Consider the following 19,805-nt stretch of genomic DNA (forward strand, 5'->3'; position numbering starts at 1 on the left):
AATTCCACCACAACAACCAAGATCAGGACATAATTTGTTCAAAAAACACACCCGACAAGTAGTCTGACACAGGGGGAAGTTGGGCCAAATAATCCGACCACCTTCGCATCGTCATCCGCCTCTCCTCGGCACCGGGTCAAAGCCGTCAAACAGACACGGGCTCAGCTATAGAATTGTAAGGACTTGATCAGCCGCTGCGTCGTACTGGCGCCGCACGCGGGCATCAAAAGCCGCTCATTGGAGCGAGCTTGGCGAGCGAGACTCGCTCCGGTGTAGCTTGCCGCCATGCTTCGCCATGAGCCAGCTACCTGCTGCGCAAAGAGACAGCTCTTCCGGGATAGATTGTCCACTGCGCGGCCGTTTTAACATAGGGCCTCACTCCGCAAAGCGGTCCATTCGCTGCGCTGGCGTTTTGCTTGGTGGTCCGGCCGCCCGGGTCGGGCCCTACGTGTTCGCATATCGGCGCCTTATGTCTGCCCCCCCTGCGTGCCTGCCAAGCCAAATATGTGCGCGTGCGCATGGTTGCGCGCAGGCGCTGCGCGCAACCACCACACGGGGTGCCAAAGTCAGTGAAACAGCGCGCGCCGGCAACGCTTGCCGCCGCGCCTCGCCTTTAGTCAAGTCAAGTGCACACTGCACCGACATACCCGGGGCGGCTTTCAGAGCCACTGAGACTTCGTGGCGAGCGCGCAGGCTTGCGCTCCCGCATACACCCATCCAATTCCCCCGTCGATCACGCGTCTGTAGCTTTAGATCAATAACGCTTGCATTCAGTTAATCAACTCGCTCCTTTGCTCGATACCTTGTTTATCCACCGAGTTTCCACCAGGAATCGGTCACAGGCATCACGGCCGGCAGTCACTGCCGGTGCACTCATACAAAAAAGCGAGGAATGCATATGGTGGCGATCGTCAGCGGCAGCAGCCTGGGTTTGAGTTTGACGTCATTGGCAACTGGCCAAAACGCCCTTGCCGGTTCCGCCGCGCTGGGACGCGGGGGGCAGCAAGTGCTGGTCAACAGCGCCAACGGCAACCTGATCTTGCAGCAAAACGACGATCATCTCGCCAGTACCGGCCTTGACCTGTTCGCGCTGCGCACCTACAACAGCCAGGGCACGCTTGATAGCGACGGCAACGACGATAATTGGCGCCTGGGCTTTTTCCGCAGTGTCGACAGCCTGACCGGCACGCTAAATACCGTGGGCAGTACCATTACTCGCACTGACGCTGACGGCGCCCGCTCCGTGTACCGCCATGACGGCGTGGCCTACATCGGCACCGATGGGATCGGGGCCCACGACAGCATGTCCTACGATGCCGCTGCCAGAAAATGGCGCTGGACCGACGGCGAGAGCCGCACCGTCGAAACGTACGACTGGAACGACCGCATTGGCAAGCTGATCAGGCAGCTCGACGCCAACGGTAACGCAGTCGACTTTGTCTACACGGGAGCGCAGCTGACCGAAGTGTGCGACGCCAGCGGCGAAAAACAGTTGCTGATCTACGATGGGCGCAACCTGACCGAGCTGCGCACCGTGCGCCAGGACGGCACCACGTTCACGCGCGTGCGCTACAGCTACGACCTGCAAAACCGGCTCTCCAGCGTGGTGGGGGACCTGACGCCCGAGGACAGCAACGTGGCCGACGGCAAGCTGTACTTTACCGCCTATTCGTACGAGGGCGACAGCAAGCGAATCGCCAGCATTCTCGAGAGCGATGGCGCGCAGGCGTCCTTCACCTACCAGCAACGTGGCGCGTCATGGGTCGTTGCGTCCGTCACCCATACCGTCGATGGCGTCGCCCGCACCACGTCCTACGATTTCGGTGCGCAGGGCAGCGCGACCGGCGCAGTCACGCGCATCACCGATGCGCTCGGCAATGTAACTTTGGTTGAAAGCGACGCGCTCGGGCGCCTGCTCAAAATCGCCGGGCCGCAGACGGGCGGCGCCGCCCAGAGTGTGGCTTACACCTACAATAGCGCCGGCGACCTGCTCACCGTGATCGATGCTGCGGGCAATACGACACGGTACGGCTATGACAGCCGCGGCAACCAGACGTCCGTGCTGGACGCGATGGGCCACACAATCACCCGCACTTTCGGCAGCGCCAACCAGCTGCTCACCGAGAAAAGCAGCGCCGCGCTCCCCGGCTCGTCCTACTCAAACATTTATGACGGCGAACGTCTCACCAAGTTTGTCTATGACGGCGCCAACCGTTTGCGCTTTGCCCTGAGCGACGACGGCCGCGTCACCGAGCACCGCTACGATCCGGTCGGCAACAAGATTGCGGTGATCGCCTACACCGCCCAAACCTACGCCGCCGCAGGTGTTTCGGAGCCGGAATTGGCGGCCTGGGTGGGCGCGATCGCCGACAAATCCACCACGCAGCGCACCGACTACGGCTATGATTTCCGGGGTCAGGCAAGCACGGTGACCGCTTGGGCCAAGGTGGCGGCAGACGGCGTCGGCATCGATGACGGTCGCCAGAACGTATCGCGTTTGGTCTACGACCAGTCCGGCCACCTGCTGCAATCGTTCAATGCCGCTGGTCTCGTGACCACCACCAGCTATGACGGTCTGGGCCGGGTGCTCAGCGTTACCGACAACACCGGCGGGGCGACGACGGTGCTGTACGACGACGCCGGGCATCGGGTCGTCACCAGGCAGGCTGGAGGCCTGGTGTCGACTTCAGTCTACAGCGGCGCCGGCCAACTAACCTCGGTGCTCAAAAGCGACGGCAACAATTTGCTGGGCGAAACGCGGATGTGGTACGACGCCGGCGGCTTGCTGCGCTTGACACAGGCAGCCGATGGCGGCAAAACCTTGCTGCTCTACGATGCCGCCGGCTGCCAAACCGGGGTAATGGACGGCGCCGGCCGTGTGACCGAATACACCTACGACGTCAGGGGCAATCGCACGGGCAGCATTGCTTATGCCACGCCAGCCGCGCCGCCGGCGTTCATGGCCCACTCGCTAGACCTGACACAGGCCGGCAACGCGGCGCACCTCAATGCCGCGCTGGCGTCATCGCTATCGTCGCTTCGGCCCGCCGCAACAGCCGGCGACGCGAGGACCTGGAACCTGTATGACGCCAAGGACCGGCTGGTGTGGCAGATCGACGCGCTCGGCTACGCCACTCAGACCGTGTACGACGGTCTGTCGCGCGTGGTCGGGACCAACCGGCTTGCGACGCCGGTCGACGTCACGCAGCTGACCAACAGCGCCGATATCATGCTCAAAGTGGCCGGCGGTGCAACCTCGCTGCAGGTGCGCGAGGCGGCCGCAGCGGCAGGGCCGAACGGCGCGCACACCTTCGTCGCGGTGTTGGGCAATGAATCGAGCTTCTACGATGCCACGGGCACCGTCTCGTTCTTCGCCGGCACGCTACTGCTAGGCAGTGCCAGGCTGGCCGCGAACGTGGCCTTGCTGACCGTCGCCAATCTTCCCGCAGGGCACTGTGCAATTACGGCGGTGTACTCGGGTGACGGCAATTTCGCGGCCAGCAGCGCCGCGGCGATCGATACACTGGTTGCCCCGGCCCAGATCTCGAGCGTGACATTGGCCGCTGGCCAGACGCAGGTCGCTGCGGGCGTAGCGCTGACGCTTACGGCTGCCGTGAGCGGAGCGGAGCCGACTGGCATGGTCGCCTTTTACAGCAATGCGGCAGTCATCGGCTACGCGGCACTGAAGAACGGCGCGGCCAGTTTCACGACGACGTCGCTCCCAGCTGGCGCGCACCGTCTCACGGCGGCCTACCTGGGCGACGCCAACAATGCGGCGAGCACGTCGGGCCCCGACGACGCAGGGGCAGCGGCGCCGGTGGCCGTCATCGTCACGCCGGCCCCTGCCGGCCCAAACGCAACAACCCGCATCGGTTTGAGCAGCGAGTCGCTCGCGCCCGTGCACGGCGAAGCCGTCGCGCTGCGCGCAGATGTGCCTGGCGTTGCCAACGGCGGCATGGTGGTGTTTTTCAGTAACGACGGCAAGGAGCTCGGACATGCGGCCGTCGCCGGCGGCATGGCCAGCGTCACCGTGCGCGGCCTGGCAGCGGGCAAGCATGCGATCGGCGCCATGTATCTGGGTGACGGCGTCGCAGGCACCGGCATCGGCATTGGCGAACTGGGCCTGGAAGTGGCCCAGGCGCCCACGACCGTGGCGGTGGACGTCCCTGCCGGCCCGCGCCCGGCCGGCTCGCCATTTGTCATCGTCGCCAATGTTGCCCGCGCTGGCGATGGGTTCGCCAGCGGCACCGTAACGTTCTATAACGGCGTCGACATCATCGGGCGCGCCGACCTGATCAACGGCCAGGCGGCCCTGACGGTATCGAACCTGCCGGTTGGCATGAACGACCTGAGCGTGCGCTACGGGGGCGACGCCAACAATGTTGCCGCCCGGTCCGTGTCAGCGTCACAGGTGATCGTCGACGGGCCTTCAAGTACCAGCATGACGCTGGCGACGTCAAAGACGGTGCTCACCGCTGGCGACAAGGTGATCCTGACGGCCAACGTGAAGAGCCGTTCGGGCGAACCGTTGACCGGCATCGTGACGTTCTTCAGCACCCGCGAGGTACTGGGCACAGCGCAGGTGGTCAACGGCGTGGCTACGCTGGAGACACCCTATTTCAACGTTGGCTTCACCTCCAGCTATTCCTTTCCGACGGCCGCCTATTCGGGCGATGCAGCCAATGGCGCGAGCAGTGCAACGTTCGCCTCCGGCATCAATATCCTAGCCGGCGTAGCCAAGCCGGCCCCGACGACGAGCCCGTCGACGCTGACATTCACGGCGACCCCGGCCGCCGTCACCTTCGCTGAGGCCGCCACGCTGCGCGTCCAGGTGGGGGTGGTGAACAGTGCAAATCCGGCCACCGGCGCAGTGACATTTTTTGATGCAACCGGCAAGGTCATTTTGGGCAGCGCGCGCGTGATGGATGGCGTGGCGACGCTGAAGTTCACGGGGTTCACCGCCGCGTCCCAAAAAATTATCGCGGTCTATTCTGGCGACCAGTTCAACGGCGCGTCCTCGAACGCAACGGGCGTGTCGTGCACCGTGGCCATGAAGCCGGCGGTGATCAACCCGGTTCTTACCGCCTCGCGCATCGGCGCCGACCGCACCGGCGTGCTGCGCCTGGCCGCATCGGTCAGCTACTTGAGCGCGGAGATGACGGCGCTCCTGGAAGGGAGCGCCTCGGTCGTGTTCTATTCCGGCACGACGGAACTGGGAATCGCAACCGTCACCAACGGCAGGGCGGTGCTCGACATTGCGCAAGGCGCCGTGAATAACGCGCAAGTGCGAGCAGTGTTCAGGAACGACAAGTACATGCTGCGCGCGACTGGCAGTTCTGCTCCAGTGCAGCTGGCGTTGGGCTTGCCAAGTCCCGCCACGCTGATGGTCAGCGCGTCCTACCCGCCCGCAGTGATCGGGGGCCCGCTGACGCTGTCGGCGGCCGTCAGCTTCGACTTCGGCGGCGGCAGTTCGACGTCGGCAGGATCCTATACATTTTACGACGGCAACATCGTGCTTGGAACGGTCGCCGCGGGCGACTACACGACGGACGCCCGCTTGCAGGTCAGTAGCGTGAGCGCCGGCGAGCACCAGTATCGCGCGGTCTACACGCCGACCAGGCCCGGACAATTGGTGTCCTATTCCGAGGCGCTCTCCTACAGCGCCGCGAAAGTTGTGCCGGGCATGCAGATCGCGCATACGGCGGTCGATGCGCAAGGCGCCGCCGTGACGTGGTCAAGTCCATTTGCGCAGTTCAGCAAAGTGACCGTAACCCTTGCGCTGCCCACCGGTGCGGCGGCGCCGACCGGCAGCGTCGTACTGTATCGGGACGGCAACGTTCGCCTGGGAACCGTCCAGGTGGCCGACGGCAAGGCTGTGTTTTTGGTGCCCGCCGGCGCGCTGCGCCAAGACTGGCCCCGTTTCACCGCAGTCTATTCCGGCGACCTGAATACAGCGGCCAAGGAACAGGCAACGATGCTCGACAATATTTCGGGTCCCAATCTCCCGACCGAGCAAGATGACAAGATTGTCCTGTCTAGCCGTCCTGATCCGCAAGGGCGCGCGGCGATGGTGGAGCTGGTCGCCGGCGTCAAGGCGGCCAATCCCGGCGGAACCGTCATCTTCAAGGATGCGTTCGGCAACGTGTTGGGTGTGAGCGCCGTGGACGCCGGCACCGCACGCCTGGTGCTGGCAACACCGGTGGGTGGATTGGCCGGCGTCAAGGCAATCTACACGGGTGGCTCGTCCGATATTACTGCCAGCTATAGCGCACCCACCGCGCAGTCGGGGGCCGCGTCGGCCACCGTACTGACCGTGTCCGACAGTGCCGTCGCGCTGAGCGCGCCGGTCACGCTGACCGCCCGCGTGGCCGGCGCCACGGCAGGCTCGGTGGAGTTTTATGACGGCGCCACGCTGCTTGGCAGGGTCGCGCTGCAAGACGGCGCGGCCATGCTATCGACCAGCGCGCTGCGCGCCGGTACGCGCCAGCTTCGCGCGATCTACTCGGGCGATGCGGTCAATGCTGGCAGCCAGTCCGCCATGGTGGCCGCGACGGTCATGGGTTTTCCTGCCACGGTCAGGTTGCAGACACCTACCGGCCCCGTGCGTCAGGGCGCTGCCGCGACCTATACGGCGCTGGTGGAAGGCAATATGCCGGGCGGGTTGGTAACATTCCTTAGCGGCAAGACGGTGCTTGGCACGGCGGCGGTGGTGCGTGGCGTGGCTACGATGCAGCTGGCGCGCAACGCATTTAGCCCCGGGACGGTGGACATCGTCGCATCCTATTCGGGCGACGAAGTGCATGCGGGTACCGTCTCGGCCAGCGTCAGGCAGAGCGTCACGCCAGGCACGCGCCAGCTCGTCGTCGGTAGCTCCGCTGCCGACCGGTTTGTCTCGTCCTACGACGATGGCGACGGCAACGTGCGCGTGACGATCGATGCCGAGAATTTTGTCACGGAGTACGTGTACGACGCGGCCAACCGCGTGATCAAGACGATCGCCTATGCCAAGGCCTACGCCACGCCATTCCTGCTGCCGGGCGCGCAGGGAACCGGCGGCTTCACGGCGGAAAAAATTGCCGCGAATATGCCGGCGGCAAGTCCGGGCGATCGCATCACCTATTTTTACTATGACAATGCCGGGCGCCAGGTCGCCGACGTGAACGCCGAAGGCTACCTTTCGGAATGCGTCTACGACAAGGCCGGACGGCAGGTCGAGACGATTCGCTACGCCAACGTGGCGCGCGGGCCGGTCCTCGCCAGCTCGACGCTGGCGTCGCTGCGGCCAGCGGTCAGCCTCGAGGACCAGCACACCACCAGCAGCTGGGACCTGCGAGGACGCCTGTCGGGCGAGCGCGCGGCGGACGGCACCGTCACCGAATATACCTACGACAGCGACAACCGGCTGACCGGCACCACGCGCGCGCGGGGCACCGAGGACCAGCGGACAACGCTGAAGCGCTACGATGCGCAAGGCTACCTCAAGGCTGAACTGGATGGCGTCGGCGCCGCGCTGATCGTCGGCCAGCAGAGCGTGGCGCAGATCGACGCCATCTGGAACGCCCACGGCACCAGCTATGTCTACGATGTCGTCGGCAAGTTGATCAGCGCGACGGCGCCGCAAGGCCAGCGCATTGTCTATTTCTACGATGTCGCCGGGCAACTGCACCACACCGTCAACGCCCTTTGCGAGGTGACGGAAAACACGCACGACACACTGGGCCGCCTGACGGGTGTGACGCGCTACGCCGCCCGCGTGGCGCCAGGCGCCGTGGCGGCCATGACGGGCGGCACGCTGTCAGTCAGCGCGAACCAGGCCGCGGCGCTCGCGCTGCAGCAGGCGAAAAGCGCCGGCGGCGAACAGAACAGCGTCACGCGGATCGACTACGACCTGGCCGGCCACGTGACCGCGACCACGGACGCTATGCGCGCCGTTCACGCTACGCTCTACAACGCCTTTGGCGAAGTGGTGGCGGAAACCGCGCCAGGCACAGCTGACGCGGGCGCGCTGACGACGCAGCACGTGCTCGACCACCGGGGCCTGGAGACGGCGTCCGTACAGCGCTCCGACAAAGTTTATCTGACCACGAGCACGCAGTACGATGCGTTCGGGCGCGCCGTGCGCAGCGTCGATGCCAACGGCAACGTATTCTTGAATGCCTTCGACCGGCTCGGGCAGTTGATCCAGACGACCGATCCGGCAGGCGCTGTGCAGTTGGGTACTTACGATGCGTTCGGGCGCGTGCTCACCGCCATGGACGCCCTCAAGAACGTTACCCGCTACAGCTATGACAGCACGGTGCGCAGCAACACCGTGACCACCCCCGAGGGGGTGGCTGTCACAACGATGATGACGCGCAACGGGCAGATACGCAGCATCAGCGACGGCAACGGCAACGCGACCACCTACCGCTACGACCAGAACGGCAACGTGCTTGGCACCCTGGATGCCCTCACGTCAACCGAAAGCACTTACGACAGCGTCAACCGCCTGGTCCTGTCGGTCGATGGCGGTGGCCATCGAATCGCGTACACCTATGATGCGGCCAGCCGGGTGCTCACCCGCACGGTCGACCCGGACGGCGCCAAGCTGCAGACGCGCTATGAATATGACGCCAAGGGCCAGGCGGTGCGGGTGACCGATGCTGCCGGACTGGTCACGGACACCGCGTTCGACCTGGCCGGTCAGACCATCAGCCAGACGGTCGATGCCGCCGGCGCCGCCAGGACCACCACCTACACCCATGACGCCAAGGGCCAGATCGTGTCCGTCGTGCAGCCGGGCGGGACACGCACCGACGTTGTGTTCGACGAACTGGGCCGACGCACCAAGGCAATAACCGATCCGCTGGGCCTGAACCTGGTCAACAGCTTTGAATATGACAAGAACGGCAACGTTATCGCCAGCGTGGACGCCAAGGGCAACCGCGCGCTGTTCGTCTATGACAGCCTGGACCGGCAAGTGTACGCCATCGATCCGACCGGGACGGTACGGCAAAGCATTTACGACCTGCAGGGACACCTCATCCGCAGCGTTGTTTACGACAAACGGATTACCACGTCCAAGCTGGGCGCGAATCCCACCCGGGCCGCCGTGGCGGCGCTGGTGGTGCTTACCGCCGCGGGCGATGCCGTCACCAATCTGGTCTACGACAAGGATGGCCGTGTGGCCTTCGAGGTCGATGCGCTGGGAGGCCTCAAGGCGTACCAGTACGACGGCAACAATAATGTGAATGCGACACTGGCATACGCCAACCGGATTGATATGGCAGCCTGGATCGTCGGCAGCATGCCGGCGCCGGTTGCCGATGTGACGCGCGACGTGCTGGTGCGTACCGTGTACGATGCGCTCGGCCGGCCGGTGTTTTCCATTAACGCGCTCGGCCAGGTGCTCGCCACCACGTACGGCGCTGACGGCAACGTCAGTGAGCAGATCCGGTACGCCAACCCGGTGGGCGGCGGCATCGCGCCGACGCTGGCGGCGGTGACGAACGCGCTGGTGGCCAGCGCGCGCGACCAGCATGACCGCTACACCTATGACCATGCAGGGCGCGTGCTGCTTAAAGCCGATACTCTCGGCAATGTCACTGGCTATAGTTACGACGTGCACGGCAACGTGACGCGCATAGTCGACTACGCAAAACCGATTACCCCGGGTGCCGCTCTCACCAGCGTGCAGCCCAGCGCAGCCGACCGCGCCACGCTGATGGCCTACGATGCGCAGGACCGGCTGGTGCTGCAGATAGACGCGATGGGCCAGCTGCAGGCGAACACCTACGACGCTGGCGGCAACCTGGTACAAACTACCGCCTACTTCGCCCGCGCACCGCGCCCGACGTCCGGCGGCGCGCCCCTCGCGCTGGCCGCCATGTCGGCGCTGGTCAAGCCGGATGCCCAGCGCGACCGCGTCTCGTTCAGCGTCTTTGATGCAGACAACCGGGAAGCTTACCGGGTAGACGCCGACGCGGTGGTGACGGCGCAAATTTTTGACGCGACCGGCAACGTGGTGCGCCGTACAGGGTATGCAACGCCGGTGATCATGCCGCAGGCTCCTACCGCCGACTCCATGGCGCAACTAGTTGCCACCATCGCCGACCCGGCGCGCGACGATGTGATGCGCTACGTGGTCGACGCGGTCGGCCGCACGCTGTGGAGCGTCAACGCCACCGGGGACGCCATCAGTTACGCGTACACAGCCGCCGGGCAAGTCACGAGCATGACGACCTACCTGCATCGCATCGGCGGTGCCATCGCAATGACGGCAGACAATCTTGCCGGTGCCGTGGCGGGCGCGATGGTGAGCGCGCGTGACGATTATGTCTACGACGCTGCCCGCCGCCTCGCCTTTGAAATCGACGCCTCTGGTACCGTCACCGGCCACCAGTACGACGGCAGCGGTCTGGAAATCAAGTCTACCGTATACGCCGCACGCATCTCGCGGGCAACGTTCGTACCTGGCACTGCGCCAGCCGTACTGGCTGACGCCACGCGCGACAGCACGCTGCGAACCGTCTATGACAGTCTGGACAGAGCCATATTCACAGTCGACCGCGAGGGGTTCGTGCGGACCACGACGTATACGTCGGATTGCAAGGTCGGCGAGCAAATCGCTTATGCTCGGCGAATCGATCCGCAGACAGCGATGTCGGCTCAGGCCGTAGGGGCGGCGGTGCGGCAGGTGGCCGACGCGCGCCTGGACGCGCGCAGCGCCTTTGAATACGACCAGGCGGGCCGCATCCTGTGGAAGTCGGGCGCCGACGGCAAGGTGACCGGCTACACGTACGACGCCGATGGCAATGTCACCAAGCAGGTCGAATACGCGCAAGCAATCGCACCCGGCGCGACCCCGCACAGTGTTGTTGCATCTGCCGGCGACCGAACGACGCTGACCGCGTTTAACGTTCATGGACAGGCAACCGTCATGGTTGCGGCGGACGGACGCGTCTCGACCATCGCCTACGACGCAAATGGCAAGGCAGTGGTCCATACCACGCTTGCCAACCTGGCTGCGTTGCCGACGGCGGCCAGCATGCCGCTCGACGCCACCTTCATTTTTCCTGCGGCCGATCCGCTGAACGACCGCACCGATCGCATCGTGTATGACGAAGCGGGACGGGAGACTTTCCGGATCGACCAGGCGGGCCGCGTTGTCGCCACCCGCTACCTGGGCAATACCGTCACCACCATCGCCTACGCGCATGCAGTGCCCGCCGCCACCGAGGCCAATGCATCTGCCTTGGCTGCCGCAACGGCGCACATTGCCGACAACACCAAGGACCATGTCCAGCGCGTGGTGCGCGATGCGGCGGGACGCGTCATCAGCAGCATCGACGCCCAGGGACGGGTATCGAAGCTCAGCTACGACGCGCAAGGCAATGCGGTCGAGACGACGGCGTCCGACGGCGCCGTTTCACGCAAAGTCTACGACGGGCATGGCCGCGTTGCCTACAGCATCGACCCCGTGGGCGCGACGACCGGCTATACCTACGACGCCTCTGGCAATCTGGTCAAGCAAGTCCAGTTCGCCACGATGCTGGCAGCCAATGCCAACCCGGCAGCACTGAGCTTGGCTCCTACGGCCGATGACCGAGTGACCGTGATGGCCTACGACCAGCGCGGCCAGCTGTTGTACGCGGTCGACCCGGAAGGCGCGGTGCGCCAGCAGCAGTTTGATGCGGCAGGCAACATGACTGCGCTCACGCTGTTTGCAGGCAAGGTCGATACGGTCATGCTCGCTGGAGCCGCCGGCGGTGCTGCGGCCATTGGGGCCCTGGTGGTGCCACAAGCCGCCGCGGACCGGGTCAGCCGCCAGGTCTTCGACAGCGCCAACCGGCTGGTCTACAGCGTCGACCCGCTGGGGTTTGTGCAAAAGTACGCATACGACGAGCGTGGCAACATGACGGTGCAGACCAGGTTTGCACGGTCCGTTTTCGGCGCCGGGCCGATGGCTGCCTTTACCGTCGCCGCAATCGAGGCCCGCGTGGTGGCCGATGCGCGCGACGTGGTGGAACAGTTTGACCACAACTCGCTCGGCCAGGTCATCTGGCACCAAGACGGCAACGGGAAGACCGAAAGCGCGCTGTACGACAACATCGGCCAGAAGATCGGCTACACCGACAAGAACGGCAATGCGTGGAGTTACCGCTACGACGCGGCCGGAAATATGGTGGAAGAGACGGCGCCGGCGGCACCGGGCAAGACGGGGGACAGTTTCCAGCGCGTGGTGCATGTCGACTACGATGCGCTGGGCCAGCAGCTCAAGCGCACCGAGTCGGGCGACGGCGAACAGTTGGTCCAAAGCTTTACCTACGACAACGCGGGCAACCAGCTCAGCATCAACTTTGGCCGGGCCGCTGCCTACATTCCCGGCAGCGTTACTGCGCAGCCAGGCGCTGAAGTCTCCACGTCGAAGTCGTACGACGCGCGCGGCCAGGTCACCAGGACCGTCGATGCCGACGGCTACGTCAGCCGCAATGTGTACGCCGTAGGCGGCCTGTTGCGCTATGAAATTGACGCCAATGGCAACCTCACCGGCTATGTCAGGAACAGTTTTGGCGAGGTAACTTCGCTGGTGCGCTACGGAGGTGCGATCCGGGTGGCCCCGGATGGTCCGGTCACGACGGAGCAAGTAGCGCAGGCGCTTGCGGCGCTTGACGTGGCCAAGGTCCGCACAATCACGACCAGCTACGACCGGGATGGGCGCGTGCTCCAGGTGACGCACCCTGCCGCGTACAGTATCGACGCAGGCTCGTCTTACTCGCCGGTCACCGCCGCGCGCACCACGCGCATGACGTACGACGCATTCGGCGACGCCATCCAGCAGGCCGAACTTGCCAGCCGGCTGGATGGCTGGGATACTACCAATAACTACTACGACCAGCGCGGCAATCTCGCGGCCCAGGTCGACGCCGCCGGCTACCTGACGAGCTACAGCTACGACAGCGCCGGCCTTGTGACCGGTGTGCGCGAGTCGGCCCAGGCCATTGTTGGCTGGACCGGAAGCCGGTCTGTGGCGGCAGTGGCGCCATCTGATGCGCGCGACCGCGTCACCACCAAGGCGTATGACGGTCAGGGACGGGTCGTGCGCGACACGCTGGCCGAAGGAAATGCTGGGCCCGGTAGCGAGCATGTGCGGATGACCGAGTACGACGGCATGGGCAATGTGACGCTGACTGCCGGCTGGGGTCCGGGCGCCACCGGTTCGGACGCGCCGCACCGCATGTTCTACGACGCGCTCGGGCGCGTCACGGCCGCCATCGACGGCAGCCACCGGGTTGGCAGCGGGTTCGGCCTGACAACTTACCGCTACAACCTGGCGGGTTTGCCCGTCAGTGAGACCAGCTACGCCAACGGGTCCGTCAGCGCCGGCGTGCCGCAGCCGGCGCTGCTCTCGCCCGACGACCGTACCCAAAGCATGCAATACGACGAGTTGGGGCGCATGGTGCGCGTCACCGACGCAGAAGGCGTCAGCCACTACCTGGGGTACAACGCGCGCGGGCTGCAGACGGCTAGCTGGCATATCGGCGCGGGCGCGGCCTACGCCGCGGGCGAGGTGTTCGGCCTGGCGTCGCGAACCTACGACGCGCTGGGACGCATGGTGACCGACAGCGGACAGGACCTGACGCTGCAGTACAACGCCTACGGCGAAGTGGTGCAGCGCACGCAAGCTGGGACCGTTACTTTCTGGGACTTCGACAACGCCGGGCGCATGTGGCGCAGCAACGAGTCGGGCGTGAACGAAGTGACCGTCTACGACTTACTGGGCCGCAAGAGCAGCGTTTACCGCAGCAATGGCAGCACAGCGCCCACTGCCGACAACGATGTGCTGGCATACGTCGATGCGGAAGCGGCGCGCCGCTCCGGTGCGTTAAGCGCCACCACGTACCGCTACGATGTGCAGGGTAACGTGACAAGCATTACGGGCCCGAGCCGCCGCGCCGGCGTGCCGGTCACGACCCAGGTGTTCGACCGCTGGGGCAACCTGGTCAGCAAGACGGAACCTGGGCCGGACGGCATCGGTTATCCGACCACCAGCTTCACCTATGACGAAAAAAACCGCGTCACCAGCGAGCGCAACGCCAAGGCCGACGGCAGCTCCGGCGGGCGCGTACGCCAATTCCAGTACACGGACGGCGACCAGGATGCGCTGGCCACCCGTGTGACCATCGACCGCGAAAGCGCAGCCGTCTCCGGTCCGGCCGACAACGACGCCCTGCACGCGCGTTACCGCGTCACGACGGAACAGTTCACGCCGACCGGCAAGCTGCTCTCGGCCACCACTAACGGCATTCTCACCGAGCGCCATTCGTATGACGCGTTCGACCAGCTGCGCGCCGACGAGATGGATGCGCAGCACACCGTGCACTATGCGTACGACCATGCCGGCCATCTGGTGAGCGCGACCTACCAGCCGGTGGAAGTGTTCGTTGTCACACTGGCCGGCACCACGCTCGCGCTCGCCAGTGAGGGCAGCCGCGCTCTGATGGAGCGCTTCAGCTACGACGAACTTGGCTTCCTGAGCGCCCATGTTAACGGCGCTGGCGAAACGACGCGCTACCGGCATGATATTCATGGGAACGTGACCTGGTCGGAAAAACGGGGCAGCGCGCCGACATCGGCCACGTGGGATGCGGGTGGACGCAAGCTGACCGCCGTCGATGCCTTTGGCAACACGGCGAAGTGGACGTACGACAGCGTTGGCCGCGTAAAGACCTACACCGGCTTCGACGGTGCGGTGACGACTTACGCCTACGGCAGGGACGGCCTGGTGGCGAGCGTCGGCCAGCCGGCGAAAAACCAGCTGATCACCTACACCTACGACGCGGCCGGCCAGCTGACCGAAATCGTCGATACCAACACAGGCGGCAATGGCTACCAGGCGCTGGTGCGCCAAACGACTTACCGCTACGACCTGGCCGGCAACCGCACCTGGGAGATGACGGTGCAGGGCACCACGGCAAGCGATGGCAAGACGTTCGCCAACAACACGCTGACCTACGATGCGCTGCACCGGTTGATCAGGGTTTCGGCGAGCGACCTGGCCGAAGGCGGCCAGTTGGTCAAGTACGAGTATGACGCTTTCGGCAACCGCACCAAGTTCGCCTCGGTGTCCGCCGGCAAGGGGAGTGATCGGAACCAGACCGGCTATTTCTTTTACGACGCCGTCAACCGCGAGCTCGTTTCTGGCGCACTGGACGCGGCCGGCACCACGGGCGCGCAGACGCTGCGGCACAGCTATGACGTTGCGGGCAACCTTGCCGGCACCGTTTCGGGCGGGAATAACATCCAGTTCCGGTACGATGCCATGAACCGCGTAATCTCGACGAGCGTCAATGGCGCCGTGGCCTTTACCACAAGCTACGACGCCGCCGGGCGCGTGCTGGCCGACGCGATCAAGTCGGCTGATGCACCGGCCATCCCGAAGGGAATGGCCATGCCTAGCGCGCCGGCCGAGCCGCTGGCTCCGACGCCGCCGCCGACCGGCAGCTCGCAGCAGGTGCTTAACCAGTACGCGGCGCAAAAGGCCCAGTACGACAAAGACATGCTGGCCTACGGGTCCGCGCTGACGCTCTACCGTGGGCAACTGAAGGATTATCAGGACCAGCACGCCTTCCTGCAGCGTCTCGGCCTGTCGTTTGAAGGCAACATCTACGAGCGCCACTTGAAGTCCTACGATGGCCAGGGGCGTCTCGTCATCGACCAGGGACTGAAGGACAACGGCGCCGTCAAGTCCATGGTGGTCAACGAAGCGTTTGATGCCGCCGGCAACGTGCTGAGCTACCGCACCGAAAGCATGGTGGAAGAACATATCCGCAACAGTTACACAAATACCTACCGCACGCTGGGAAGTGGCGTGGTATTGGCATCCTCGACCGGCCGCATGACCATTCTGAGCGGAAAAATGGCCGGGGAAAGCGGTTCGGAGGCAACCAGCACCGACGTGTATGACGCCAACGGGTTCCTGATTGGCGTGACGTACAGCACAGTCGGAGACGCGCCGCAGACGGGAACGTCGAACAAGGCTTTCATTCTGGACCAGAACGGCGTCATCCTGCTGGCGCGGGAACAAAGCCACAACTCGCCAACGGCCGAGCAGCACGAAATTGTGGCCAACGGACAGCTGCAACTGCGTTACAGCACCACTTACGGCTCCTTTGACGATCTGGAAGACACGCAAAAAGATGCGTTCTGGAAGGCCTATAACGCGAGCGCCACCCAGAGCATGGTCAGCGCCAACGGCGAGTTACGGGTCAATGCCGGCGCGACGTCCGCAACCGGGCAAACGGTGATCGTCGCGGCGGGCGACACGCTGCAAAGCATTGCGGCGCGCATCTATGGCTCGCCCGATGCCTGGCACCGGATTGCGGACGCAAACAACCTGCAATCTGGCAGCGCGCTGGTGCCTGGTGCGATCCTGGTCGCACCGGCTGCTACCGCAAGCAGCAGCGCGCCCAACTTCGACTTGGGCAAACTGGTGGGCAGCACCGCGCCCAATCTGCCGCCGCCGCCGCCGGACAATCAGAACTGCGTCGCCATGCTCCTGATAGTCGTGGTCGTGGTGGTGACGGTCCTCGTCACGCCCTACATGACGCAGGCAGCCGGATACTTGCTCGGGGCTGGCACCGAAACCGCCGCCGTGACCGTTACGGCAGGCGCGATGACAAGCGCGGCGGCCAACGTCGCGTCGCAGGCCGTCGGCGTCGCCCTGGGCGTGCAGGACGACATCTCTTGGAGTGCGGTGGGCATGGCGGCGCTTGGCGGAGCCATCAACAAGGGCGTCAATGTCGGCTGGATCAACGTCAGCCCTGACGCGTGGGTCAATTCGGCCGTTGCCAACGTCATGACACAGAAAATCGGCGTCATGACAGGTATGCAGGAAAAATTCAGTTGGGCGGCCGTGGCAGGTGCCGGCGTCAGCGCCCAGATGCAGCAGGGCATGGCCCAGGGCTTTTTTGGCAAGGGTCTCCAGACAACCGTCGGGGACGGGTTCAGGGAACAATTCATTCGCGGCGGCCTGTCCGGATTTGCCGGCAGCCTGACCACCGAATTGATGACGCCCGGCAAGCAAGACTGGGCAAAGGTTGCCCTCGGCGCCTTCGAAGGCGCGCTTTCGGGCGCCCTGAATGTGGAGCGCCATGACGTTGTCTTGGGGCAGACATCCAACGAAGCGAGCGACGCGGAGCAGGCGCTCCCGCAAGAGCAAGAGGAGGCGCAAGCCCAGGCCCAGCCAGCGGTCGCCGAAACGGCAGCGGCTTTGACGGGTGGCGCCGCCGAAGGACCGACCCAGCAAAAGCCTGTTGAATACAAGGATGCGGGGATCGGGTACGTCGACAAGGTTCTGCCGCCGGAAGTCCCGCTGAACGGCTGGAGCAAAGTGGAGAGATTAGTCCAAATCAACCATCTCAAGTGGACGGCGGCCGAAAAGGCAAAGTATGACCGGCAGCAAGCGTGCCAAGTCAACCCCTTCAACATCATGGCGGAGCTGGGGAAATACGCCCTGGGGGGTATGGAAATGGCAGTCAATGCCGTTAGGAACGAAAGCTGGCGCCTTTTAGGGGCCGTCATTGCGCTTCCTGCCCTGGCAGATTCGACGGAAGCCTATATAGCGGTCTCTCAGCAGGTTGCCGACAGATTTCACGTTGACAACCGCAGCCAGGGTGCGAGGGCGATAGGGGAAGCCATCCAGCCGTACGCCGCGAAGGCCATGGCGGCGCTGGACGCGGCGCGCGACTATTCCGAAAAGAGGATCGGTCTTGGCGCGACAACGTTGCTCTTTGCTACGGCAGACGCCGGGTTCCAGATCGCCACGCTTGTTGGCCCTGGCAAGTTGTTCGGCATAGCAGGCCGCGGGGAGGGTATTGCCGCAGAAGTTGTGCGCTCAAGGCTGGTGACGCTGACCGAAGTCGTCAATCCAACAGAACAGGCGGCCATGCGCACCGTGGCAGTCGAACGCGGTTTGACAGCGGCGGCAACGGGTGAAGTGGCCGTTGCCAACGCAACGCGCGCAGTCCAGGAAGCGGTGCAAGCCGATGCGGCAGCCGCCGCTGGCGGGAGACGGGCCGGCATTCCGGCGGCGGGGGGTACAAATGCATCCGCTAATGCGGCAGGCGCATCTGGCAATGCGCCGGGATTGACGTCATCTGGGGGACTGGTCGCAACGGATTCTGCAGCTGCCAGGGCCGGTAAGGCGCTAAATGATGTGCAGGCCACGAGCCGGGGCGGCGCCGCACATGCGGCCAATAACGTCGCCGATGCACCCTCAGCGCTGACGCTTGACAGACCCGACGCCATCCGGATCCACCCCGCTCGCGACGCGGCACAAAGCAAAACAGTGCTTTCGAAGGAAAGCATATTGCGTGGACTGCGGCAAGCGGGAACGCCGGAGTCCTTCATTGCCGCCAAGCTCATCTCCAAAGGAAAACTGCAGGTGGTTATTCGCGATCAAATGGAAACATGGACGATAAATCCTAAAACCGGAATGAAGGAATACGCGTACGACCCTTTCACGCGCGGCTCCTACAACCCGTACCGACCCTATGAAATAAATATATATACCAAAAACCTCTTTTCGATGAGGCAGGCTGCGGGCGTAATCGTGCACGAGGTGACGCACTTCCGTCAATACGATCGTGCTGCGTTTAGTCCGGATTTTCAGTTTCATATGGGCCATGAGTTCGAGGCGAACAGGGCACAAGGATTAGTCGATCCCGAAGCTCTTGGCGCGCCGCTCAGGAATCTCGGCGGGACGAAGGAGGGGTTGAGCGATTGGGCCCTATGGTATCGTCTCGAGAGTAACAAAGGTTACAACCATGTGTCGAGGGATCCGGTTAAGCGCGGAGAGTTCTCATTGCGCAATGACTGGAAACAGCTTTTCCTTGTTCCCTATTACCGGGCGTTGGGTGGCTAAGGAAAGCATTTCGGGGATTCTCAGGGACGCTGCCGTTTCGGGAATGTCCATTCGCTGAACAATGAGTTCTATGGGGGGATCAAATGAAATGTTTTAAGTGCGGTTCAAATCATATCCTTGAGACTGGCAGGGCCGGCAGCCAACGCTTCTACCGCTGCGAAGGGTGTGGAGATGAATCCTGGATTCTGGTGACCGAAGGGACGCTCGCTCTCGACGGCACCCCACGCAACGCGCAACCGTGCTTTCATCTGACCGGGCGCTGGCGTGCGAAACCTGAGTTACGACAGGTTGCTCAGGTTGCGAAACTATTCCCCCACTTGCAGGCCGCAGGTTTTTCTGCGTTGTGGCGCGCAGCTGTGGCAAAGGAAGACATTAAGTTTGGTATCTTCAAACAAGTCCATCTGGATGAGGTGGTAAAGGAATTACACGGCGCCGGGCTAGAAACTATGCACACGCTTGACTTGTACTCTCTTCCTCTCAATCACGACGCTCAATCGTCAACTTCCACGCCGCCCGTTCGTTGAGGGCGGCAGGAAGTCGCCGGTTATGCCAGTATCAGCGGATATGTTTATCGAACTTGATCAATCGATCCCCGTCCTTGACGAACAATCCGATACAGCTTGGCCGGTTCAATATCATGACCGACGTGAAGGCGATATGGGAAGGCTTGACGATGTCGTAATAACTGACCCAATGCGCCGACCATGGCGCCGGATTCCCAAAATCGCAGCCTCGGGAGGCGTGGAGGTGACGAAACAGTCCGTCGTGCGCGCCTTGCGCAGAGCGGGCACGTGCGAATTAATCATTGCCGCCAAATTGATTTCATCGGTAATTTGCAAGCTAGTTGTCGCCTAAAAGCGGTTTCTACGCTGCTTTTTTGAGTTCTGGATTTTTCTCCTTT

The 19,805-nt window shown here is 63.8% G+C and carries 2 protein-coding genes; both read left to right on the plus strand.

Going from position 1 to position 19,805, the window contains the following annotated elements:
• Positions 1-898: 898 nt before the first annotated feature.
• Entirely contained in the window at positions 899-18,904 is an 18,006-nt protein-coding gene (locus tag ACP7BV_RS26355) for an Ig-like domain repeat protein (protein WP_426107856.1), read from the plus strand.
• 83 nt (positions 18,905-18,987) lie between these two features.
• Entirely contained in the window at positions 18,988-19,428 is a 441-nt protein-coding gene (locus ACP7BV_RS26360) for a hypothetical protein (protein ID WP_426107857.1), read from the plus strand.
• The last annotated feature ends 377 nt before the right edge of the window (positions 19,429-19,805 follow it).

Origin of the sequence: Massilia sp. TSP1-1-2, assembly GCF_049896185.1 — a bacterium.
Taxonomy (GTDB): Bacteria; Pseudomonadota; Gammaproteobacteria; order Burkholderiales; family Burkholderiaceae_D; genus Telluria_A.

Bases quoted from the DNA above. Each gene is read 5' to 3' on its own strand.
- ACP7BV_RS26355 (WP_426107856.1), top strand. From the start codon at position 899: ATGGTGGCGATCGTCAGCGGCAGCAGCCTGGGTTTGAGTTTGACGTCA.
- ACP7BV_RS26360 (WP_426107857.1), top strand. From the start codon at position 18,988: ATGAAATGTTTTAAGTGCGGTTCAAATCATATCCTTGAGACTGGCAGG.